Origin of the sequence: Bailinhaonella thermotolerans (assembly GCF_003594875.1) — a bacterium.
GTDB classification, from domain to species: Bacteria; Actinomycetota; Actinomycetes; order Streptosporangiales; family Streptosporangiaceae; genus Bailinhaonella; species Bailinhaonella thermotolerans.
In genome coordinates this window covers 672,259-693,895 of the sequence record NZ_QZEY01000002.1, presented here as the reverse complement: position 1 = coordinate 693,895, position 21,637 = coordinate 672,259, and the positions used below count along the sequence as shown (strand labels likewise).

Annotated in this window: 19 protein-coding genes; 6 read left to right on the top strand and 13 right to left on the bottom strand. The window is 72.2% G+C overall.

The genetic code is table 11. From position 1 onward, the window contains the following. Nucleotides 1-169: 169 nt before the first annotated feature. Nucleotides 170-2,218: a SpoIIE family protein phosphatase gene (locus D5H75_RS08270; protein WP_242454057.1), complete on the top strand. Its 2,049-nt coding sequence runs from the start codon at nt 170-172 to the stop codon at nt 2,216-2,218. Nucleotides 2,219-2,455: 237 nt separating this feature from the next. Further along, nucleotides 2,456-4,096, top strand: coding sequence for an RNA polymerase sigma factor (locus D5H75_RS08265; protein WP_119925970.1), 1,641 nt, complete (start codon nt 2,456-2,458; stop codon nt 4,094-4,096). Nucleotides 4,097-4,223: 127 nt separating this feature from the next. On the opposite strand, the gene D5H75_RS08260 is transcribed toward D5H75_RS08265, so the two are convergent. Genes D5H75_RS08260 through D5H75_RS08245 form a run of 4 tightly spaced genes read right to left on the bottom strand, consistent with a single transcriptional unit; the run spans nt 4,224 to nt 8,060 of the window. Beyond that, entirely contained in the window at nt 4,224-4,952 is a 729-nt protein-coding gene (locus D5H75_RS08260; protein ID WP_119925717.1) for a YaaA family protein, read from the bottom strand. A 21-nt stretch (nt 4,953-4,973) separates the two neighbouring features. Beyond that, a complete protein-coding gene (locus D5H75_RS08255; RefSeq protein WP_119925716.1) occupies nt 4,974-5,801 on the bottom strand; it encodes a carbohydrate ABC transporter permease in 828 nt (275 codons plus the stop codon). Next, the gene (locus D5H75_RS08250) at nt 5,801-6,697 is read right to left on the bottom strand and encodes a carbohydrate ABC transporter permease (protein WP_202637928.1); all 897 of its coding nucleotides are present in this window, start codon (nt 6,695-6,697) and stop codon (nt 5,801-5,803) included. Before D5H75_RS08250 ends, D5H75_RS08255 begins: the two co-directional genes overlap by 1 nt. A 1-nt stretch (nt 6,698) precedes the next feature. After that, complete coding sequence (locus tag D5H75_RS08245; protein ID WP_119925715.1) at nt 6,699-8,060, bottom strand: ABC transporter substrate-binding protein; 1,362 nt, start codon at nt 8,058-8,060, stop codon at nt 6,699-6,701. 103 nt (nt 8,061-8,163) lie between these two features. Here D5H75_RS08245 and D5H75_RS08240 point away from each other — a divergent pair, with 103 nt between their 5' ends. Beyond that, a complete protein-coding gene (locus D5H75_RS08240; RefSeq protein WP_242454056.1) occupies nt 8,164-8,907 on the top strand; it encodes a GNAT family N-acetyltransferase in 744 nt (247 codons plus the stop codon). 181 nt (nt 8,908-9,088) lie between these two features. Here D5H75_RS08240 and D5H75_RS08235 read toward each other — a convergent pair whose 3' ends face one another. Beyond that, nucleotides 9,089-9,319 carry a DUF7455 domain-containing protein gene (locus D5H75_RS08235; RefSeq protein WP_119925713.1) on the bottom strand — a complete coding sequence of 77 codons (231 nt, stop codon included), beginning with the start codon at nt 9,317-9,319 and terminating at the stop codon, nt 9,089-9,091. A 397-nt stretch (nt 9,320-9,716) separates the two neighbouring features. Between D5H75_RS08235 and D5H75_RS08225 the strand changes: the two genes are divergently transcribed. Then, nucleotides 9,717-11,804, top strand: coding sequence for a DNA gyrase/topoisomerase IV subunit B (locus tag D5H75_RS08225; RefSeq protein ID WP_119925711.1), 2,088 nt, complete (start codon nt 9,717-9,719; stop codon nt 11,802-11,804). A gap of 75 nt (nt 11,805-11,879) precedes the next feature. Here D5H75_RS08225 and D5H75_RS08220 read toward each other — a convergent pair whose 3' ends face one another. From D5H75_RS08220 to D5H75_RS08200, 5 genes are all read right to left on the bottom strand, one after another. Next, nucleotides 11,880-12,386 carry a beta-class carbonic anhydrase gene (locus tag D5H75_RS08220; RefSeq protein WP_119925710.1) on the bottom strand — a complete coding sequence of 169 codons (507 nt, stop codon included), beginning with the start codon at nt 12,384-12,386 and terminating at the stop codon, nt 11,880-11,882. A 62-nt stretch (nt 12,387-12,448) separates the two neighbouring features. After that, complete coding sequence (locus D5H75_RS08215; protein WP_119925709.1) at nt 12,449-13,054, bottom strand: response regulator transcription factor; 606 nt, start codon at nt 13,052-13,054, stop codon at nt 12,449-12,451. Continuing rightward, nucleotides 13,051-14,223, bottom strand: a complete 1,173-nt coding sequence (locus D5H75_RS08210; protein WP_147425090.1) for a sensor histidine kinase — start codon at nt 14,221-14,223, stop codon at nt 13,051-13,053. The genes D5H75_RS08215 and D5H75_RS08210 overlap by 4 nt, the downstream gene beginning before the upstream one ends. A gap of 31 nt (nt 14,224-14,254) precedes the next feature. Beyond that, nucleotides 14,255-15,052 carry an ABC transporter permease gene (locus tag D5H75_RS08205; protein ID WP_147425089.1) on the bottom strand — a complete coding sequence of 266 codons (798 nt, stop codon included), beginning with the start codon at nt 15,050-15,052 and terminating at the stop codon, nt 14,255-14,257. Continuing rightward, a complete protein-coding gene (locus D5H75_RS08200) occupies nt 15,049-15,969 on the bottom strand; it encodes an ABC transporter ATP-binding protein (RefSeq protein WP_119925706.1) in 921 nt (306 codons plus the stop codon). The genes D5H75_RS08205 and D5H75_RS08200 overlap by 4 nt, the downstream gene beginning before the upstream one ends. A gap of 373 nt (nt 15,970-16,342) precedes the next feature. On the opposite strand from D5H75_RS08200, the gene D5H75_RS08195 reads away from it, so the two are divergent. Continuing rightward, entirely contained in the window at nt 16,343-18,835 is a 2,493-nt protein-coding gene (locus D5H75_RS08195; RefSeq protein WP_119925968.1) for a DNA gyrase/topoisomerase IV subunit A, read from the top strand. A gap of 66 nt (nt 18,836-18,901) precedes the next feature. Here the strand turns inward: D5H75_RS08195 and D5H75_RS08190 are convergent, their stop codons facing one another. Both D5H75_RS08190 and D5H75_RS08185 read right to left on the bottom strand, forming a co-directional pair. After that, entirely contained in the window at nt 18,902-19,273 is a 372-nt protein-coding gene (locus D5H75_RS08190; protein ID WP_119925705.1) for a VOC family protein, read from the bottom strand. A 122-nt stretch (nt 19,274-19,395) separates the two neighbouring features. Next, on the bottom strand, nt 19,396-19,740 hold the full coding sequence (locus D5H75_RS08185) for a glutaredoxin domain-containing protein (protein ID WP_119925704.1): 345 nt from the start codon (nt 19,738-19,740) through the stop codon (nt 19,396-19,398). Nucleotides 19,741-20,018: 278 nt separating this feature from the next. On the opposite strand from D5H75_RS08185, the gene D5H75_RS08180 reads away from it, so the two are divergent. Continuing rightward, on the top strand, nt 20,019-20,825 hold the full coding sequence (locus D5H75_RS08180) for a TauD/TfdA dioxygenase family protein (RefSeq protein ID WP_119925703.1): 807 nt from the start codon (nt 20,019-20,021) through the stop codon (nt 20,823-20,825). Between the two features lie 110 nt (nt 20,826-20,935). Here the strand turns inward: D5H75_RS08180 and D5H75_RS08175 are convergent, their stop codons facing one another. Then, nucleotides 20,936-21,622, bottom strand: a complete 687-nt coding sequence (locus D5H75_RS08175) for a hypothetical protein (RefSeq protein WP_147425088.1) — start codon at nt 21,620-21,622, stop codon at nt 20,936-20,938. Nucleotides 21,623-21,637 lie beyond the last annotated feature (15 nt).

Here is a 21,637-nt window from a genome sequence, read left to right as displayed (position 1 = left end):
ACGGATGATGTAGACCTGACCCGCCGCTATCGCGGCCGGGTCCCCAACCGCTAACCTGCTCGTGTTCACCCGCTGCGATGGAGATGTGCCTCGTGGGAGACCCTGGCACGCGACGGAGGTGCCCCCGGTGAGCACCGACACTTCCGTGCCACGTCCAAGGGAGCCGGATGTGGACCTCTCGGACTCCGCCCTGGTCCGGGGCCTGCTGTCGGAGGCGCCGCACGTGTTCGCCGTCTTCGGCGCCGACGGGCGCTTCGCCCGGGTGAACTCCGCGCTGGCCGGTCTCCTCGGAGCGCCGGCCGAGGAGCTGCGGGGCCGCGCCCCCGCCGAGGCGCTCGGCGCCGACCTCGCCGGCCAGTTCGACGCCCCCGTCCGCGAGGTGCTGGAGCGGGACACCGAGACGCACGCCTGCCTGCGGTTCCGCTCGTCCTCGGGCGAGGAGCGCCAGTGGGCCGCGACCTGGTTCCCGCTCCGCGGCGCCGGCGGCGAGGTGGCCGCCGTGGCGATGACCGGCGTGGACATCACCGACCGGCAGCGCGCCGCCGAGGAGCTCCGCCGCAACGAGGGCCGTTACCGCTCGCTGGTCGAGTCCAACGCCCAGGTGGTGTGGATCACCGACGCGCGGGGCCGGGTGATCGTGGACTCGCCGCAGTGGCGGGCGATCACCGGCCAGAGCGAGGAGGAGTACTTCTCCGGCGGCTGGCTCGACGCCGTGCACCCCGACGACCGGGAGCGCACCGAGCAGGCCTGGCGCGCCGCCCTGGAGGGCAGCACGGTCTTCGACGCCGGCTACCGGGTGCGCACGCGCGCCAGCGGATACCGCCACTTCGACGTCCGCGCCGTCCCCATCACCGAGAACGACGAGATCACCGAGTGGGTGGGCGCCAACACCGACGTCACGGCCCAGCGCGAGGCCGAGGAGATGCGGGCCCGCCTGACCGACCAGCTCTCCGCCGCGGCGCTGCGCACGGCGCGGTTGCAGGGGGCGACCTCGATGCTCGCCGAGGCGCTCACCGTCGAGCAGGTCGTCCAGGTGATCATCGACGTCGGCCGGTCGGCGCTCGCCGCCGACCGCAGCGCCGTGGCCCTGCTCGACCCCGACCTGGGCACCCTGCGGGTGATCAACAACGCGGGCATGCCGGACGTGCCCGGCATGCCGCGCGAGGAGATACCGCTCACCCACTCCAGCGTCATGACGATGGCGGTCAACAGCCGCAGGCCGGTGTTCGCGGAGACGCCCCAGATCCTGCGCAGCCAGCTCGTGGAGGCGGGCGCCGAGACCGAGGAGGTGGACAACTTCCTGCGGCTCACCGACGAGCAGGCCTGGGTGGGGCTGCCGCTGCTGGCCGCCGGGCGGGCGCTGGGCGCGCTCCGGTTCTCCTTCACGCGGCCCCGCAAGATCTCCCAGGAGGACGGCGTCTTCCTGGAGGCGCTGGCCGGGCAGTGCGCCCTCGCGGTGGAGCGCGCCACGCTGTTCGAGCGCGAGCACCGCACCGCCGAGACGCTCCAGCGCAGTCTGCTGCCCGACCGCATGCCCGTGGTCCCGGGCCTGGTGCTGGCCCAGCGGTTCCGCTCCGGCAGCCGCCACGTCCAGGTCGGCGGCGACTGGTACGACGCGTTCGTCCTGCAGGACCAGCGGGTCGCCGCGGTGGTGGGCGACGTCATGGGCAAGGGCGTGAAGGCCGCGGCGGGCATGGGCCGCATCCGCAACGCCATGCGGGCGCTCGCGCTGACCAACCCGCCGCCCGCCGCCGTGCTCACCGGCCTCGATCGGGTCTTCGACGCCACCGAGGACGAGGAGCAGGTCACGTCCCTGGCGTACATGGTGGTGGAGCCCGGCACCGGCGAGGGGATGCTGGCGCTGGCCGGGCACCCGCCGCCGCTGCTGGTGTCGGCGACCGGCGAGGCCACGCTGTGCGACGGGGAGCCCGGCACGCCGCTGGGGTGGCCGACGACCCGCAGGCAGTTCCGGTTCTGCGTCCCGCCCGGCAGCACGGCCGTGCTCTACTCCGACGGCCTGGTCGAGAACCGCAAGCGCGGGCTCCACGCCGGCCTGGACGAACTCGTGTCCGTCGCGACCGACGCGCCGCCGGAGGTGGTGAGCAGTCCGCACATGCTTCTGGACTTCCTCGTGGACCGCATGTTGTCCGGTTACGAGCAGGATGACGACGTCACGGTTCTCGCTGTGCACGTGCCTTTTCCCGCAAAGGGGGATTGACAAGAGCGAACATATGCGTTGCTTTCGGGTCTCGGTGGCCTCTGAACGTACGCAGTACTGCTTTCAGCGGCCTAGGGTGGAGACCAACCCGCCGGGAGGGGGCCGTATGGATCGCAGCGCCATGCCAGAATGCACAGGGCAGGTACGCCGCGGTCCGCGCGACCTGACCGCCCGACAGGCAGCGCCCGCTCAGGGCACCAGGTCCGTTCTCGCCACACGTTCGTTCGAGAGGTGTTCGTGTCGCCTGCAAGTTCGACTCGCTCCAAGCCATCCGAGCTGAACGAGCCCGTGATTCAGCGGCTGATCGAGCGTGGGCGCTCGCAGGGTTTCCTCGAACCCGAGGATGTCCGCAACGCTTTCGAGGAAGCTAGCATCCCCGTCGAGAGGGCTGCGAGCGTCCTCCGCAGTCTCAGCCGGGAAGGCGTGACGGTGCGCCTGTCGGCCGCCGACTCCGCCGCCAAGCGCCCCGCCAAGCGCCAGACCCCGCGCAAGCCCAAGACGGCCGCCGCGGCTGCGAAGGAGCAGCAGCCGGAGACCGTCACCGCGGTGGTCGGCGCCCCCGCCGAGGCCAAGCCGCAGGCTCCGGCCAAGAAGGCGGCCCCCGCCAGGAAGAAGGCCGAGCCCGCCGCGAAGCCGGCGGCCAAGGCCAAGCCCAAGGCCGATCCGGCCGCCCCCGCGAAGGCCGCCGGCAAGGTCGCCGGGCCGGCCGTCAAGGCCAAGGCCGCCGACGCGGTCGAGGACGAGGACCTCGACCTCGCCGACGTCGAGGAAGAGCTGATCGACTTCGACGACCTCGAGACCGACGAGGTCGTCGAGGAGGAGACGGCCGTCGAGGCCGACTCCGAGGGCGACGACGAGGTCCCGGCCAAGCCGGGCGCCGAGGGCGGCCCCGAGACCGAAGAGGAGATCATCGTCCTCGTCGACGACGACGAGGACGCTCCGGCCGCGCAGGTCGCGGTGGCCGGTGCGACCGCCGACCCGGTCAAGGACTACCTCAAGCAGATCGGCAAGGTCCCGCTGCTCAACGCCGAGCAGGAGGTCGAGCTGGCCAAGCGCATCGAGGCCGGGCTGTTCGCCGAGGAGCAGCTCGCCAACGACGCCGACCAGCTCCCGAACGACGTGCGCTTCGAGCTGGAGTGGATCGCCGAGGACGGCCGCCGGGCCAAGAACCACCTGCTGGAGGCCAACCTCCGGCTCGTGGTCTCGCTGGCCAAGCGCTACACCGGCCGCGGCATGCTCTTCCTGGACCTGATCCAGGAGGGCAACCTGGGCCTGATCCGCGCGGTCGAGAAGTTCGACTACACCAAGGGCTACAAGTTCTCCACGTACGCCACGTGGTGGATCCGCCAGGCGATCACCCGGGCCATGGCCGACCAGGCGCGGACCATCCGCATCCCGGTCCACATGGTCGAAGTGATCAACAAGCTGGCCCGGGTGCAGCGCCAGATGCTCCAGGACCTCGGCCGCGAGCCGACCCCGGAGGAGCTGGCCCGCGAGCTCGACATGACCCCCGAGAAGGTCATCGAGGTCCAGAAGTACGGCCGCGAGCCCATCTCCCTGCACACCCCGCTGGGCGAGGAGGGCGACAGCGAGTTCGGCGACCTCATCGAGGACTCCGAGGCGATCGTCCCGGCCGACGCCGTGTCGTTCACCCTGCTCCAGGAGCAGCTCCACTCCGTGCTCGACACCCTGTCCGAGCGCGAGGCGGGTGTGGTCTCGATGCGGTTCGGCCTGACCGACGGCCAGCCGAAGACCCTGGACGAGATCGGCAAGGTCTACGGCGTGACGCGTGAGCGCATCCGCCAGATCGAGTCCAAGACGATGTCCAAGCTCCGCCACCCGTCCCGCTCCCAGGTCCTGCGCGACTACCTGGACTGACCGGGCTCCTCGGACGACGGCGACCGGGGACGAGACCTGACACGCGCGAAGGCGCCGCCTCCCTCCCGGAGGCGGCGCCTTCCGCCGTTCGCCGGCCGTGGAGCGCGTCGCGCGCGGCCGGGGGCGCTCAGCCCGGGATCACGATGTCCAGGCGGCGGCCGTCGAGCTCGGCGGTGTGGCCGAGGTCGTGGAGGAGCTTGGCCAGGTCCTCGGGGGTCTCCGGGCCGGCGCCGCTGAGCAGGAGGGCCCGGGCGACCGCTCCCCGGGTGGCCTTGGCCATGTGGCTCACCACCGTGCGCCTCGGCGCGCCGTTCACGATCGTCTCCCGCAGGACGCGCACGGCCACCGCGCCCGGGGCGCGCCAGGCCGCGGCGTAGGGGGCGGACCGCATGTCCACGATCAGCCGGTCGGACGGGAGCGCGGCGGTCAGCGCCGGGCGCCAGAACGCGGCCAGCCCGCCCAGCGGCGGGAGCCGTACGGACATGGACAGGCGGTACGGCGGGACGCGGTCGGTCACGCGGAGCGCGCCCCACAGGCCGGAGAAGATGATCACCGAGTCCGCGGCGGCGCCCAGCGTGGCCAGGCCCAGGTTGTCGTAGAGGACGCCGGTGTAGAGCTCGGCGGCGGTCAGCGTGGGGGCCTCGCGGATCGCCAGGTTCTTCGCGGCCTCGCCGGCCAGGCCGGGGGAGAGGCCGAGCACGGCGGCCGCGTCCGGGCCCGAGCAGACCCGGGTGAGCGCGTCGAGGACGCGCTCGCGGGGCCCGGCGAGCGCGGGGAAGCTCAGGGCGGACGGGTCGAGGGGCGGGCCGTCCCCGGCGTCGGCCTTGCCCTCGGACGGCGGCAGCAGTACAAGCACGGAAGGCGAGCTTACCCGGGGTCAGCCGCGCCGCCCGGTGGTGGCGATGCCCTGGACGAAGTACCGCTGGCCCAGGAAGAACACCACGATCAGCGGCAGCGTGGTGATCACGCTCGCGGCGAGCACGATCTCCCACTTGGGGTCGCCGCCCTGGTAGAACTGGTCCACGATCGCCTTCAGCCCGCGCGGCAGCGTGAACAGGGCCGGATCCTGCACGTAGATCAGCGGTTTCATCAGGTCGAACCAGCTCGCCTTGAGCTCGAACACGAACGCGATGATCATCGCGGGGCGGGCCAGCGGCACCGCGATGCGCCAGAACAGGTCCAGGTACGACGCCCCGTCCACCCGGGCCGCCTCGAAGACGTACCTCGGCAGGCCCAGGAAGAACTGGCGCAGCAGGAAGACGTAGAACGCCGACCCGAACACGTTCGCCGCCCACAGCGGGACCTGGGTCCCGGTCAGCCCGAGGGTGTTCCAGATCAGGTACGTCGGGACGAGCGTCACCACCGCCGGGAGCATCATCGTGCCCAGCACCGAGGCGAACAGCAGGTTCCGGCCGGGGAACCGGAAGTAGGCGAACCCGAACGCCACGAAGGCGCTGGAGATCGTCACGGTCGCCGCCGCCATGAGGCCGATCAGGAGCGTGTTGCCCAGCCACGCCAGCATGGGAGCGGCCTCCCAGACGGCGACCAGGTTCTCCGGGGCGAACGGCGACGGCCACGGCAGGAACACGTTCGAGAACGTGTGCGTGCGCGGCTTGAGCGCCGCCACCACCAGCCACACGAACGGGTACAGGAAGAGCGCCGAGGCCGCCCCGAGCATCACCAGGAAGAAGATCCGGCGCGGCATCAGCGTTCCTCGGCCTCGTAGTAGACGAACCGGTTGCCCACCTTGACCTGCACGAACGTGATCACGGCGATCACCGCGAACAGCAGCCAGGCCAGCGCCGAGGCGTACCCCATGTCCAGGAACTGGAAGCCCTGCTGGAACAGGTACACCACGAAGAACAGCGCGCTGTCGCCGTACGACTGCTGGGCGATCTGGTTGCCGAAGAACATCGTGTAGACCTGGTCGAAGAGCTGGAGCGAGGCGATCGTGTTGATGATCACCACGAAGAACAGCGCCCCGCTGATCATCGGGAGCGTGACGCCCCGGAACCGCTGCCAGGGCCCCGCGCCGTCGATCAGCGCCGCCTCGTACAGCTCGCCCGGGACGTTGCGCAGGGCGGCGAAGAGGATGATCGTGGTGCTGCCGAGGTTCCACAGGCTCATCAGGACGATGCCCGGCTTGATCCAGGCCGGGTCGGTCGTCCACTGCGGCCCGTCGATCCCGAACAGCGCCAGGAACTGGTTGACCACGCCCGCCTGCCCGTTCAGCAGGAACAGGAACAGCACGCCCACCGCGACGTAGGGCGTCATCGACGGCAGGTAGAAGATCGTCCGGAAGACCCCGGCGGCGCGCCCGGTGATCCGGTTGAGCATGAGCGCCAGGACCAGCGCCAGCCCGATCGCCAGCGGCACGTGCAGGACGGTGTAGTACGCGGTGTTGTAGACACTCCGCGCGACCTGCGGGTCCTCCATCATCCGCCGGTAGTTGTCGAACCCGACGAACGCCGGGCTCCCGATCAGGTCGTACTCGGTGAACGACAGGACCAGGCTGGCGATCATGGGCCCGGCCTGGAATATCACCAGGCCCAGCAGCCAGGGCAGCATGAACACATAGGCCCACCGCGTGGAGACGCCCACCTCAGCCGCCCACGTCGTCCAGCGCCTTCTGCGCCTCCCCGTGCGCCTGTCTCAGCGACGGTCCCGCCTTCTGCCGCCCGAAGATCACCCGGATCGCGGCGTCCTCCCACGCCTTGCGGAACTCGGCCGCCGCGCCCGACGGCGGCACCACGAACCCGGCGTCCTGCACCTTCAGGATCGTCTTCACCGCGTCGTCGTACGGCTTGCGCCCGCTCGGCCTCACGATCTGCGTGAAGATCGTCTGGTCGGCCCTGGCGTTGGCGGTGTAGGTGCCGGTGTAGATCTTGCCCTCCTTGGCGCGCTTGTCGGCGCGGGCGCGGGCCGCGGTGATCCAGCTCTCGGCGGCGGTCATCGTCTTGATCCACTTGCAGGCGGCGTCCGGGTTGCGCGCGCCCTTGGGGATCACCCAGGCGTTCCCGCCCACGTAGTTGATCGGGACGCCCCGCCGGTCGGTGAACGGCAGCACGGTGATCGCCGCGTCCGGGGAGGTGTTGGCCATGGACGTGACGAGGAACTGCTCGGTCAGCATCGCCCCGATCCGGTCCTTGACGAAGGGGTTCTCCGCGCCGAAGTAGTCGAAGGTGTCGGTCATGGACTTCAGGGCCTTCCACCCGCCCTGCTCGTCCAGCAGGCCGGTGGCGAACTCCAGGGCCTCGGTGACCTTGGGGTTGTCCAGCAGCGAGGTGCGCCCGTCCCCGGAGAGCAGCTCCGCGCCGTTGGCCTTGGCCCACAGCGGCAGGAACTCCGGCAGCTTGGGGTAGAACCCGAACCGCTCGATCTTGGAGCCGGAGGCCTTGTGCATGCGCTTGGCCAGGCGGCGCAGCCCCTCCCAGTCCGCCGTGCTGATCTTCGCGGGGTCGACGCCGGCCTCCCGGGCCGCCTTGTCGTTCACCACGAGCACGATCGAGTTGTAGAACTCGGGGATGCCGTACCACCGCCCGCCGTACAGCACCTGCTGCGCGGCGGCCGGGCGGAAGTCGTCGGTGGCGATCCGCTCCTGCGCGATGCAGTCGTCCAGCGGCTGGATCGCCCCGCGCGCGGCGTACGTGCCCAGGCGGTCGCGGGACATGTAGGCCACGTCCGGCGGGTTGCCGCCGGCCACGGCGGACAGGAACGCCTGCTCGTCGAACTGGCCCTGGTTCACCCGCACGTTCACGTCGGGGTTGGCCTTCTTGAACAGGTCCACCCGGGTCGTGGCGATCTCGTCGGGGAAGCCGAACCCCATGGTGGTGAGGGTGCCGGCCCCGCCTCCCTTGGAGCCGACGCCGCCGCAGCCGGTGAGGGCGAGGGCGAGCGCGGCGGCCGCGGCGGTGAGACGGCGGGCGGGACGCGGCGGATTCAGGGACGGCGAAGTCAGGGGCATGGCACCTCCCACGGTCGTGACCCGTGCCTTCCCCTGAGCAGGGCTTCAAACTCCGGCCATAACCGAACGGTTAGCATCTGCTCCCATGAGTACGGGTTATGCCATGCTTGTCGCTTCTGCCTGGCCTGCTCTGGAGGAGGCGGCCCGGGGGCCGTGGACGTTCCGGTACGCCCGGGGGGTGACGAAGCGGGCGAACAGCGTGCTCGCGCCGGGCGTCCCGGACGACGTGGACGCCGCCGTGGACGCCGCCGAGGACTTCTACGCCGCGCGCGGGCTGCCCTGCGTGTTCACGGTGACGGACGAGGACCTCGACAGGGAACTGGCCGGGCGCGGCTATCGCGTGGCGGACCCGACGCTCCTCATGACCGCGCCGCTGCCCGCGAGCCGCCCCGGGACGGGCGGAGGGCGTGACGAGCCGGGCGGATCCGGCGTTCCGGGCGTGGAGCTCGCGGACGCGCCGGACGCGGCGTGGGTCGGCACCTGGTGGGCGGTGGACGGGGGACGGCACGCCGGCGAGGACGCGCGGCGGGTGGGCGAGCGCATCCTGACCGGGGTGCCGGCCGTCTACGCGTCGGCGAGGGACCCGGAGAGCCCGGGGGACGGCCCCGGCGCCGTCGGCCGCGCCGTACGGCAGGGCGACAGCCTCGGCGTCTACTGCATGGCGACCCGGCCGGAGGCGCGGCGCAAGGGCCTGGCCCGGCGCGTGCTGCGCGCCCTCATGGCGTGCGGGGACGGCGCGCGTGAGGCGTACCTCGCGGTCACCGAGGCGAACGCCGGCGCCCGCGCGCTGTACGAGAGCGAGGGCTTCACCGTCCGCGGCGGCTACCACTACCGCGTCAAGCCCTGACCCGCGCCCGGTTCAGCCGCGCCGTCACCGCCGCGCGGCCTGAGCCCTGGCGGGAGCCGTACGGCAGGAGCCCCGCGGCCCGGCGCGGTCCGCGTCGGGCGGCGGAGCGCGGCGGGGCGGGAAAGCTCAGGCGGAGGCCCCTGGGTGGGACCTCCGCCCGATGGTCATCTATAGGGAGTTGTCAGCGGTCGCCGTTGGCGGCGGTCGCGGGGGTTTCGCTGAGACGTGCAGATTCGTCCTGGATCTCGGCGCCCTTGTCGCGCAACGCGGCCACGTGCTGACGCCCGTGGTGGGCGCAGAACAGCAGCTCCCCGCCTACCGGCAGGGTCGCACGAATATATGCCTGGGCGCCGCAGCGGTCGCATCTGTCCGCGGCCATCAGCGGCTTGGTGGGGGCGAGAGCTCCAGTCACGTGTCGCCTTTCTTGTGCTGGCGTCAGTCACTTTGGACAACATCTAACCGGACGCAGACGTTCCCAACCGCATCCTGAGTACGCCGAGAGCGGAATGAGGTCTCTGAGGCCCCTGGTGACGCCCGGAGGGCCCGGTGCCGGCAGGGGGCGGGACCCGCCCGGGAGGTGGGCGGGCGGCCCGGGGGCGGGGTTGGGGGGACGCGGGGGTGGGGTTGGGGGGACGCGGTTCGGGGGACGAGTGGACGCGAAGGAGCGGGGGATCCCTCTCGCGGGACGGAACGCGGAGGCGGATGCGATCACAAGCGCTGTAACCTCGCTCCCGGCGAGCCTGGACGCGCTACGGTGTGATCACCGGTAGGCTTACGCACACGTGTTCGATAGGTGATCGGGAGCTGGTGTGACCGCTGCGACGACCCCCCTCCTCGAAGAGGAGCAGTCATACACCGCGCGCCACCTGTCGGTGCTCGAGGGGCTGGAGGCCGTGCGCAAGCGGCCCGGCATGTACATCGGGTCCACCGACAGCCGCGGTCTCATGCACTGCCTCTGGGAGATCGTCGACAACGCCGTCGACGAGGCGCTCGGCGGCCACTGCACCCGCATCGACGTGACCCTGTTCGCCGACGGCTCCGTCGAGGTGCGCGACAACGGCCGCGGCATCCCGGTGGACATCGAGCCCAAGAGCGGCCTGTCCGGCGTGGAGCTGGTCATGACCAAGCTGCACGCGGGCGGCAAGTTCGGCGGCGGCTCCTACGCCGCCTCCGGCGGCCTGCACGGCGTGGGCGCCTCGGTGGTCAACGCCCTGTCGGCGCGGCTCGACGTGGCCGTGGACCGCGACGGGCGCACCCACGCGCTCAGCTTCCGGCGGGGCGTGCCCGGGGTGTTCGACGGCGAGGGCCCCAAGGCCAAGTTCAAGAAGAAGTCCGGCCTGGTCGAGGCCGGGCGGGTCGCCAAGCGCGTGACCGGCACCCGCGTCCGCTGGTGGGCGGACCGGCAGATCTTCCTGCCCGACGCGGAGATCTCCGTCGAGGAGCTGCACGCCCGCGCCCGCCAGACCGCGTTCCTCGTGCCCGGCCTGACGGTCGCGGTGCGCGACGAGCGGGGGGAGGAGCCGGCCGAGGAGGAGTTCCGGTTCGACGGCGGCATCGCCGAGTTCACCGAGTTCCTCGCCCGCGACGAGGCCGTGTGCGACATGCTCCGGTTCGAGGGCGTCGGCCACTTCACCGAGACCGTGCCGGTGCTCGACGACCAGGGCCACATGACCTCCGCCGAGGTCCAGCGCGAGCTGAGCGTGGACATCGCGATGCGCTGGGGCCGCGGCTACGACACCACCCTGCGCTCGTTCGTCAACGTCATCGCCACGCCCAAGGGCGGCACCCACGTCGCCGGGTTCGAGCGCGCCCTCGTGCAGACGCTCAACGAGCAGCTCCGCGAGACCCGCCTGCTCAAGAACGGCGACGACCCGGTGACCAAGGAGGACGCCCTGGAAGGGCTGACCGCCGTGGTGACCGTGCGCCTGCCGGAGCCGCAGTTCGAGGGCCAGACCAAGGAGATCCTGGGCACCTCGGCCGCGTCCCGCATCGTCGCCCAGGTCGTGCGCAAGGAGCTGCGCGCCGCGCTGACCACGCAGAAGCGCGCCCAGAAGCAGCAGATGCGCGCGGTCCTGGAGAAGATCGTCGCCGCCGCCAAGGCGCGTGTGGCCGCCCGCACCCACCGGGAGAACCAGCGCCGCAAGTCGGCCCTGGAGAACTCCGCGCTCCCGGCCAAGCTGGTGGACTGCCGCAGCGACGGCGTCGACCGCAGCGAGCTGTTCATCGTCGAGGGCGACTCCGCGCTCGGCACGGCCAAGCTCGCGCGCGACTCGGAGTTCCAGGCGCTGCTGCCGATCCGCGGCAAGATCCTCAACGTGCAGAAGGCCTCCGTGGCCGACATGCTCAAGAACGCCGAGTGCGCCGCGATCATCCAGGTGGTCGGCGCGGGCTCGGGCCGCACGTTCGAGCTGGAGGCGGCCCGCTACGGCAAGGTCATCCTCATGGCCGACGCCGACGTGGACGGCGCCCACATCCGCTGCCTGCTGCTCACGCTGGTCCACCGCTACATGCGCCCGCTGCTGGAGGCCGGCCGCGTCTTCGCCGCCGTGCCGCCGCTGCACCGCATCGAGCTGACCAACCCCGGCCGCGGCCAGGAGAAGTACCTCTACACCTACTCCGACGCCGAGCTGCACAAGACCCTGCGCGACCTGGAGAAGCGCGGCAAGCGCTGGAAGGAGCCCATCCAGCGCTACAAGGGTCTGGGCGAGATGGACGCCGACCAGCTCGCGGAGACCACCATGGACCCCTCGCGCCGCCTGCTGCGCCGCATCCGCGTGGAGGACGCCGAGGCGGCCGAGCGCGTGTTCAACCTGCTCATGGGCAACGAGGTGGCCCCGCGCCGCGAGTTCATCGTCAACAGCGCCGCCGAGATCGACCGCGACCAGATCGACGCCTGACCGGGCGCGGCGCCCCCGGGCGGGGAAGGCGCGAGGAAGGCCCCGGGTTCCCCGGGGCCTTCGCCGTACGCCCGGTCACATCTCGACGGGCATCAGCCTGCCGGAGTGGACGTCGTAGACGCCGCCGCCGACGTGCAGCTCACGCGGCAGGTAGGGGTAGGCGCGGATGCGGGTGATGTCGTGGAGGAGCGCCTCTCGCTGGTCCGGGACGGTGTGGAAGTCCAGGCTGCGCGTGTCCACGCCGTACTTCTCGGCCACCAGGCGGTGCACGTCCTCGTCGGTGGACTTGGACATCCGGCAGTCGGTGTGCGGCATCACGAGCACCCGGTCCACCCCCAGCAGGTAGACCGCCAGCACCAGCGTCCGCAGCACGTCGTCGGTGACCCGCGCGCCCGCGTTGCGCAGGATCTTGGCGTCCCCGGCCTCCAGCCCCAGCAGCCGGAGCGGGTCGATCCGCGAGTCCATGCACGTCACGACGGCAAGCCCCTTGGCGGCCTGCCCGGTCAGCCCCGCGTCCGCGAAGTCCCGGGCGTAACGCTCGTTGGCGTCCAGCAGATCCCCGAACGGTCCCTCATAGCTCATACCCCGATCATGCCCGATCCCCTTTTCGTGAATGTAGCCACCCCTGACCTAGTACGTCCCGGTCAGAGCCAGCCCATGTCACGGGCGCGGCGGACGGCGGCGTGCCGGTTCTCGGCCTCCAGCTTGGTGACCGCGGAGGACAGGTAGTTGCGCACGGTGCCCTCGGACAGGTGGAGCTCGCGGGCGATGCGCGACACCGGCGCCCCGCCCGCGGCCGCGCGCAGGGTGTCCAGCTCGCGCGGCGTGAGAGGGCACTCGCGCATGGTGAGGGCGTCGGCGGCCAGGTCCGGGTCGATGTACCGGCCGCCGTCGTGGACCTGCCGGATCACGGTGGCCAGGACCGACGCGGGGTTGTCCTTGCCGACGAAGCCGCGTGCCCCCGCCGCCATCGCCCGGCGCAGGTAGCCGGGGCGGCCGTGGCCGGTCACGATCACGACCCGGCAGCCGGGGGCCTCGCGGGAGATGCGCTCGGCCGCCTCCAGCCCGTCCAAGCCGGGCATGTCGATGTCCAGGATCGCCACGTCGGGCCGCAGCTCGCGCGCGAGCCGCACCGCCTCGTCGCCCCGGCCGGTCTCGCCGACGACCTCGATGCCGGGCTCCGCCCCGAGCAGGGCCACGAACGCGCCGCGGACCAGGTGGTGGTCCTCGGCCAGCAGCAGCCGGATCACGGGGCCACCTCCCCGGGGAGGCGCGCGGGGGCCGGCTCGGCCGGTCCCGGGGGCGGGACGAGGGGCACGGCGGCGCTCACGCGGAAGGTGCCGTCGCCGCTCGTGGTCTCCAGCCGGCCGCCGGCCGCCTTCATCCGCTCGGCCAGGCCGGTCAGGCCGTTGCCCCGGACCACCCGGGTCGCCCCGGGACCGCCGTCGTTGACGATCTCCAGGACCACGTGGCCGTCCTCGACGTGCACCGTCACCTCGCACCAGGTCGCCGCGCTGTGCCGCAGCACGTTGGTCACCGCCTCGCGTGCCACCCAGCCGAGCGGCTCGTGCACGTGGGCGGGCAGGTCCGCCGGCGGCTCGGGCCGCTCGCAGCTGATCCCGGCGGCGCCGAGCACCGCCGCCAGGCCGTCCAGCTCGCCCGCCAGGGAGGTGGCCCGGTAGCCGCGCACCACCTCGCGCACGTCGTGCACGGCCGTGCGGGCGATGCGCTGGATCTCCGCCAGCTCCCGCAAGGCCCGGTCAGGCGCGTCCGCCACCAGGCGTTCGCCCAGCTCGGCCCGGAGCGCGATCGCCTGGAGGGTGTGGCCGAGCGTGTCGTGCAGGTCGCGGGCGAAGCGCACCCGCTCCTCGTCCACGGCCCGCCGCGCCAGCTCCGCCCGGGCCTGCCGCAGCTCGTCCACGATCCGGCAGAGCCAGGCCATGCCGTACGTCATCGGGGCGATCGTGGGCAGGAGCGCCAGGCCGTACAGCAGGGCCATGGCAGTGGGCAGGTCGATGAGCAGCAGCACCACCGCGGTGACGGCGACCGAGGCCAGGGTGAGGGCCAGGGCGTAGGCCCGGCGGCGCACGATGATCGGGGCGACCGAGATGAACGCCATGGGCATGGCCATCCAGGCGGGGCCGCCGAAGGCCGGGACGCCGTAGGAGATCAGGCCGACCGCGGCGGCGTCGAGGTAGTGGCGCCAGGTGAGGCGGCGCATGAAGGCGGCCCACAGCACCCGGGAGTAGCAGATCGTGAGGACGAGCCCCACGCCGGCGCCCGCGAGCACCAAGAGAGGGGACCTCCGCTCCAGGGCGGTGCCGACCAGCGGCAGGGACAGGGCCAGGACCATGGATCCGGCGAACAGGGCCACCGCGACTCCGGCGATGACCCTGGTGCTCACGACGGCTGTGCTCATTTGCTCGTAGACTACGGCGTTCCGGACCCGCTCAGGCCCGGCGCGGGTCCCAGCGGAAGTACTTCCGCGTGGACCACATGCTGAGCCCGATCCAGACCAGGGCGATGCCCAGGCTCGCGGCCGAGACCTGGAAGGCCTCGAACAGGCCGACCTGCGGGGCGGCGTCCTGGGAGAAGTCGCGGCCGAGGAACGCGGTCCGCAGCATGGACACGATCGGGGTGAGCGGCAGCAGCTCCGCGGGACGCTGGAGCTCCTCGGGCAGCACGTGCAGCGGGATGACCATCCCCGAGCCGAACATGCTCAGCAGGAGCACCGGCAGCGCCACGATCTGCGCGACCTCGTAGTTGGGGATGAACCCGGCGGTGCCGATCGCCAGCGCGGCGAAGACGGCCGCCCCGAGGACGAACGCGACCAGCAGGAGCGGGATGTTGGCCGGGAGCGGGACGTCCGCGGCGACCATGGTGTACGCCAGGATGACGAGCGCCTGGGCCGCGCCGATGAGCGTGGCGTGCAGGACGTCACCGGCGAAGATGGCGCTGGTGGGCAGCGCGGTGCCGCGCAGGCGCTTGTAGATGCGCTCCTCGCGGCGGACCACGATGCTCGTCGCGATCGTCATGTAGGAGAAGGGGAAGACCACCGCGATCGCCCCCACCGCCGCGAACACCGAGCCGGGCACCCCGTCGATCGCGATCTCCGCCTGCGGGCCGCTGGTGAAGGAGAACGCCAGGAACAGCGGGAGGAGCAGCACGCTGAAGGCCATCCCGCGCATCCGCAACAGCACCGTCTGGTTGAGCCTCGTCTGGGCCCACACCATCGACAACCAGCTCACGCCGCCACTCCTTCCGTCTGCGCGACATCGAGGAAGACCTCCTCGAGGGTCGGCCTGCGCACCTCCAGGCCGCCGAGCTCCAGCCGGCGCCCGTGCGCCCAGTCCAGCAGCAGCCGCAGGTCCTCCTGCGGCTCGTCGGTCTCGACCGTGAACGCGTCGCCGTTCACGACGACCGACCGCCTGGCCAGGCCCGGGGCGTACGGCAGGTCCGAGCCGGCGAATCCGGGCAGGCGGAACGTGATCCGGGTGCCGCGGGAGGCCAGCACGTCGGCGAGGACGCCCTCGGTCACGATCCGGCCCTGGTGCATGATCGCCAGCCGCTGCGCGAGCTGCTCGGCCTCGTCCAGGTAGTGCGTGGTCAGCAGCACGGTCACGCCGTCGGCGAGCATGCCGCGGATCAGCTCCCAGACGTTGCGCCGCGCCTCGGGGTCGAGGCCCGTGGTGGGCTCGTCCAGGAACAGCACCTCGGGGCGGCCCAGCACGGCCAGCGCCAGGTCCAGGCGCCGCCGCTCGCCGCCGGAGAGCTGGCCGACGCGCACCTTCTCGCGGTGCTCCAGCCCGACCTTGCCCAGCGCCTCGCGCGTCTCCAGGGCGTCGCGCGTCCAGCGCCGCCAGGCCGCGACGGTCTCGCCCACCGTGAGGTCCTTGTAGAAGCCGGCCTCCTGCAGGACGATCCCCATCCGGTGGCGCACCGCGTCGCGTTCGGCCACCGGGTCGTGCCCGAGGATCCGCACCTCGCCCTTCGTGGGCGGGTGGTAGCCCTCCAGGACGTCCAGGGTCGTCGTCTTGCCCGCCCCGTTGGTGCCGAGCAGGGCGTACAACTCCCCGCGGGCCACCTCGAAGCCGATCCCGCGGACCGCCTCGAAGTCTCCGTAGCTCTGGTGCAGGTTCCGCACCTCGATCGCCGTCTCGTTCACGTCCCTCACTCTGCCGGGGACGGCGGCCGCCCGGCAGTGCGCGATCTCAGCGGACGCCCGGGAGGTTCGCGGGGGCGGACCATGACATTTGTCAGATCCGCCGGGTACGGGCGCCCCGCCCGCGCGGGTACGGCGGGGCCGCGGCGCGAATACGGCGGTGCGCGGTGCGCGGGGCGCGGGCGGGGCGCGGTGCGCGGGGCGCGGTGCGGCACGGGGCGCGGGGCGCGGGTGGGGCGCGGGGGGTGCGGAGGGGCGGGCCGGGGCGGGGAACGGGGGCGCGGGGCCGCTCGTGCCGTACATTTGTCCCGGCACTTGTCCACAGGACGCGGTGTCCTGGACCCGGCAGGGTCGTTCATTCGGCAGAATGTTCGACATGGCCCGACGCACGACACCCCCGCCGCCTCCGGTGGAAGAGCGCATCGTCGACATCGACGTCTCCGCGGAGATGCGCACCAGCTTCCTGGAGTACGCCTACTCCGTGATCTACCAGCGCGCCCTGCCCGACGCGCGCGACGGACTCAAGCCGGTGCAGCGGCGCATCCTCTACTCCATGTCGGAGATGGGGCTGCGGCCCGACCGGGGGCACGTCAAGTCCTCCCGCGTCGTCGGCGAGGTCATGGGCAAGCTGCACCCCCACGGCGACACCGCGATCTACGACGCGCTCGTACGGCTCGCGCAGCCGTTCTCCATGCGGCTGCCGCTGGTGGACGGGCACGGCAACTTCGGCTCGCCCGACGACGACCCGGCCGCCATGCGTTACACCGAGGCCAGGCTCGACCCGGCCGCGATGCTGATGGTGCAGTCGATCGACGAGGACACCGTCGGCTTCAAGCCTAACTACGACGGCCAGGAGACCGAGCCCGAGGTGCTGCCCTCGGCGTTCCCCAACCTCCTGGTCAACGGCGCCACCGGCATCGCCGTGGGCATGGCCACCAACATGGCCCCCCACAACCTGGGCGAGGTCGTCGCGGCGGCCCGCCACCTGATCAAGAAGCCCGACGCGACGCTCGACGAGCTGATGCGCTTCGTGCCCGGCCCCGACCTGCCCACCGGCGGCCAGATCATCGGCCTGGCCGGCATCCGCGACGCCTACGAGAGCGGGCGCGGCACCTTCCGCATGCGCGCCACGGCCACGGTGGAGAACATCACGCCGCGCCGCAAGGGCATCGTGGTGACCGAGCTGCCGTTCAACGTGGGTCCCGAGCGGGTCGTCGCCAAGATCAAGGAGCTGGTGCAGGCCAAGAAGCTCGCCGGCATCTCCGACCTGAAGGACCTCACCGACCGCCACAAGGGCCTGCGGCTGGTCATCGAGGTCAAGAACGGCTTCCACCCCGAGGCGGTGCTGGAGGAGCTCTACCGGCTCACGCCGATGGAGGAGACCTTCGGCATCAACAACGTCGCGCTCGTGGACGGCCAGCCGCGCACCCTGGGCCTGCGCGAGCTGCTGTCGGTCTACGTCGAGCACCGCCTCGACGTCGTGCGCCGCCGCTCGGCCTACCGCAAGCGCAAGCGCGAGGAGCGCCTGCACCTGGTCGACGGCCTCATCGTCGCGCTGCTCAACATCGACGAGGTCATCGCGGTCATCCGCTCCTCCGACGACTCCGGGCAGGCGCGCTCGCGGCTGATGTCGGTGTTCGACCTGTCCGAGACCCAGGCGGTCTACATCCTCGACACGCCGCTGCGCCGCCTCACGCGCTACGACAAGCTGGAGCTCGACCGCGAGAAGGCCCAGCTCGAGAAGGAGATCGCCGAGCTGGCCGAGATCCTGGGCTCCGACCAGCGGCTGCGCTCGGTGGTGTCCAAGGAGCTGGCCGAGGTCGCCTCGAAGTACGCCACCCCCCGCCGCACGGTCCTGATGGAGGCCGCCGACAAGCCCTCCGCCGCCGTGCCGCTGGAGGTCAGCGACGACCCCTGCCTGGTGCTGCTGTCGTCCTCCGGGCTGCTGGGCCGCACCCCGACCGACGAGCCGCTCGCGCCGGGCGAGGCACGCGCCCCCCACGACCTGCTGGTGGCGGTCGTGCCGGCGACCGCGCGGGGCGAGGTGGGCGTGGTCACCTCGGCCGGGCGCATGCTGCGCGTCTCGGTGATCGACCTGCCGCTGCTGACCGCCTCGTCCACCGCGCCGTCGGTGGCGGGCGGGGCGCCGATCGGGGAGTTCGCCACGCTCGCGGAGGGCGAGACCGTGGTGGGCCTCGGCTCGCTGTCGCCGACCGCCCCCGGGCTGGCCATCGGCACCGCCCAGGGCGTGGTCAAGCGGGTCGTGCCCGAATACCCGCCCAACCGCGACGAGTTCGAGGTGATCGGCCTCAAGGACGGCGACTCGGTCGTGAGCGCCACGATCGCCTGCGACGACGACGACCTGGTGTTCATCACCTCCGACGCGCAGCTCCTGCGCTTCCCCGCGTCCTCGGTGCGGCCCCAGGGCCGTCCCGCCGGGGGCATGGCCGGCATCCGCCTCGGCGCCGGGGCCCGGGTGATCTGGTTCGGCGCGGTCTCCCCCTCCCGCCCCTCGGCGGTGATCACGATCGCCGGCGCGGCCTCGGCCCTGCCCGGCACCCAGACCGGCGCCGTCAAGGTCGCCGCCTACGACGAGTTCCCGCCCAAGGGCCGCGCCACCGGCGGCGTGCGCGCCCACAGGTTCCTCAAGGGCGAGGACGTCCTGCTGTCCGCCTGGGCCGGTCCGCTCCCTGCCCGCGCCATCTCGCCCGAGGGCAAGCCGGTCCCGCTGCCCGCGGAGATGGGCCGCCGCGACGGCTCGGGCGTCCCGCTGCCCCAGCCGGTCGCGGCCCTCGGCGGCGCCCTCACCGGCGACTACCCCAAGGTCACGCCCGTGCCGTCCGGGGAGCCCGCCGGGGACGGCGACTGATCTCCCAGACCGCGTCTCAGCGGGGTTGACCGGGGTACGGCGGGCGGTCACCGCCCGCCGTACCCGCTAGTCCTCCCAGACCAGGCAGAAGGGGTGGCCGGAGGGGTCCAGGTAGACCCGGAAGTCGGTGGCGTCCGGCGGCTGGTACTCCGCCTTGGTGGCCCCCAGCGCGAGCACCTGCTCCTCGGCCCGGTCCACGTCGTCCACCAGCAGGTCCAGGTGGAACTGCTGGGGGTGCTCGGGGTCGGGCCAGCGCGGCGGCCGGTGGTCGGGGGCGAGCTGGAAGGCGATGCGGCGGTCGCCCCCGTCGGTGATGGTCACCCAGTCGTCCTCGGCACGCGTGATCTTCCAGTCCAGCACCGCCGCGTAGAACTCGGCGAGGGCCTTCGGCTCGGGCGTGTCCAGCACGACGGAGTACAGGCTGGCGATCTTCGTCATCGCACCTCCAGGGGAGAGAACGGCCACAGGGCGGTCAACGCGTCCAAGGTCCCATCGGCGATCCCGGCCGCACGGGCCGCGGTCGCGATCTCGTGGACTACCCCGAGGGCGCGGTCCCGAACCTAGGCCGCGTCGCGGGCGGCCACGGCCTCGCGCAGCCGCCGCAGGGAGGGGTTCACCATCGCCCGCCCGTCGACGGTCACGGTGGGCACGGTCTCGTTCCCGTCCGCCACCGAGCGCACGAACGCCGCCGCCTCGGGGTCACGCCAGATGTTGACCTCGGCGTACGCCAGCCGGCTGAACAGCAGCCGCGTCCGCAGCCGCATGCAGTAGACGCACCCGGGCCGCCAGTAGAGGACCGTCCCCGTCCGGTCGGCGGCCGCGTGCGTCGTCGCCCTCCCCGGTCTCGGCAGGTTCCCCAGCACGACGAGCAGCACGACGACGAGGAGAAGGAGCGTCCCGGTCATGCCTGAAGTATCCGCCACCGGATCCCGTCCCGCGAACTCGCCCGGCCGCCAGGCCACCCGTCCGCCCGTCCCGCCCCGCTATCCCTCCCGCTCCGCTGCCCGTCCCGTCCCGTCCTGCCGTCCGTCGCGCCCGCTGTCCGTCCCGCCGGCGGGAGCCGTACGGCTTGCAGGGGGGTGACCTGGGGATTCTCCCGGTGCTTTGACCAAGCGGTTGCTTGCTATGGTCTTCCTGGCCTAGCATCCCGAGGTAAGGGGTACCTAATCCGGAGAGGCTGGACATGATCGAATTCAGGCCCGTGACCCGGCACATCGGGGCTGAGGTGACCGGGGTGGACCTGCGCAAGCCGCTGTCCGAGGACGAGGTGGCGACGATCCGGCAGGGGCTGCTGGACCACCTGGTGCTGTTCTTCCGGGACCAGCACATCACGGACGAGGAGCACGTGCAGTTCGCGCTGCGGTTCGGCTCGATCAACATGCCCGCCATGAACGAGCACACCGGATCGCCGGTCCACGTGCTGGACCAGACCGACCCGAAGGGCGAGGGCGGGGACGAGTGGCACAGTGACAACACCTTCCAGCCCAACCCGCCGATGGGCTCGCTGCTGCGCGCCGTGCAGCTCCCCGACGTGGGCGGGGACACGCTGTGGGCCAACGCCTACCTCGCCTACGAGACCCTCTCGCCGCCCATCCGGCGGCTGTGCGACGAGCTCACCGCCGTCCACGACCTCACCATGTCGATCAAGAAGGCGATCGCCAAGGGCCACAAGTTCGACCTGGCCGAGATGCAGCGCAAGTGGCCGCCGCTGGAGCGCCCGGTCGTGCGCGTGCACCCCGAGACCGGCCGCAAGGCGCTGTTCGTCAACCGCAGCTCCACGACCCGCCTCGTCGGCCTGTCCGACCGCGAGAACGAGGCGCTGCTGCCGCTGCTGCTCGACCACATCCGCTCGCCGGAGTTCCAGTGCCGGCTGACCTGGCGCGTCGGCACCCTGGCCTTCTGGGACAACCGCAGCACCCAGCACTACGCGGTCGCCGACTACACCCAGCGCCGCAAGATGCACCGCGTCACCATCAACGCCCCGGACTGACCGGCCGCAGGCGCACGGCTCGCGCCCGCCCCGGCGGGAGCCGTACGCCTGTCGTCGTGAGCCGCGCGCGCCCGGCGCGCCGTACTTCGCCCGCGCGAGCCGTACGCCGGCTAGGGGAGGACCGCCAGCTTCTGCTCGAAGACGCCGGGAGCGATCTCCCCGCGCAGGATCAGCACGCCGTTCAGGGTCACGGTGGCGGGGCAGAGGAAGGTGCTCCCGGCGAGCCGGGTGAGGGCGTCGCCGCTCAGCGCCGCCTGCAGGTCCCCGGCCGAGGGGACCGGCCGCGCGGGGTTGTCCGGGTTGAACAGGTCCAGGTGGAGCTGCGTGACGGTGGAGCCGAAGCCGTAGTAGCAGGTCTGCACCGGGGCGACGCTCATCGTCAGGACCATCTTGATCCGCACGTCGGGGTCGGGGAGCACGAGCGACCCTCCGCCAGGCACCGGCGATCCGAGGGAGCCGAGGTACGGCAGGTTCTCCGCCGTGATCGTCGTGGTGCCTCCCACGTTGTTCGGGCAGGCGGGCACGGCGAGCCCGGTGAACGTGACCGGCGTCCCGCTCGGGGCCCAGTCGGCGTGCGCCGACAGCGTGACGTTCGCGCAGTTCGTGATGATCGTCCCCGACGGGCCGGACCCCGCCACGGTGAGCGGGCCGGCGTTCTTCCCCTGGAACGGCCCCCAGTAGTACTGGCCCCCGGGCCACCGCACGAACTCCGCCCCCGCCAGGGCCGTCGCCGGGCCCGAGGCGAGCACCAGCGAGGCGAGGACGCCCAGGGCCACCAGAATTCCGCCGAGTCTCATGTCTCCTCCGAAGGC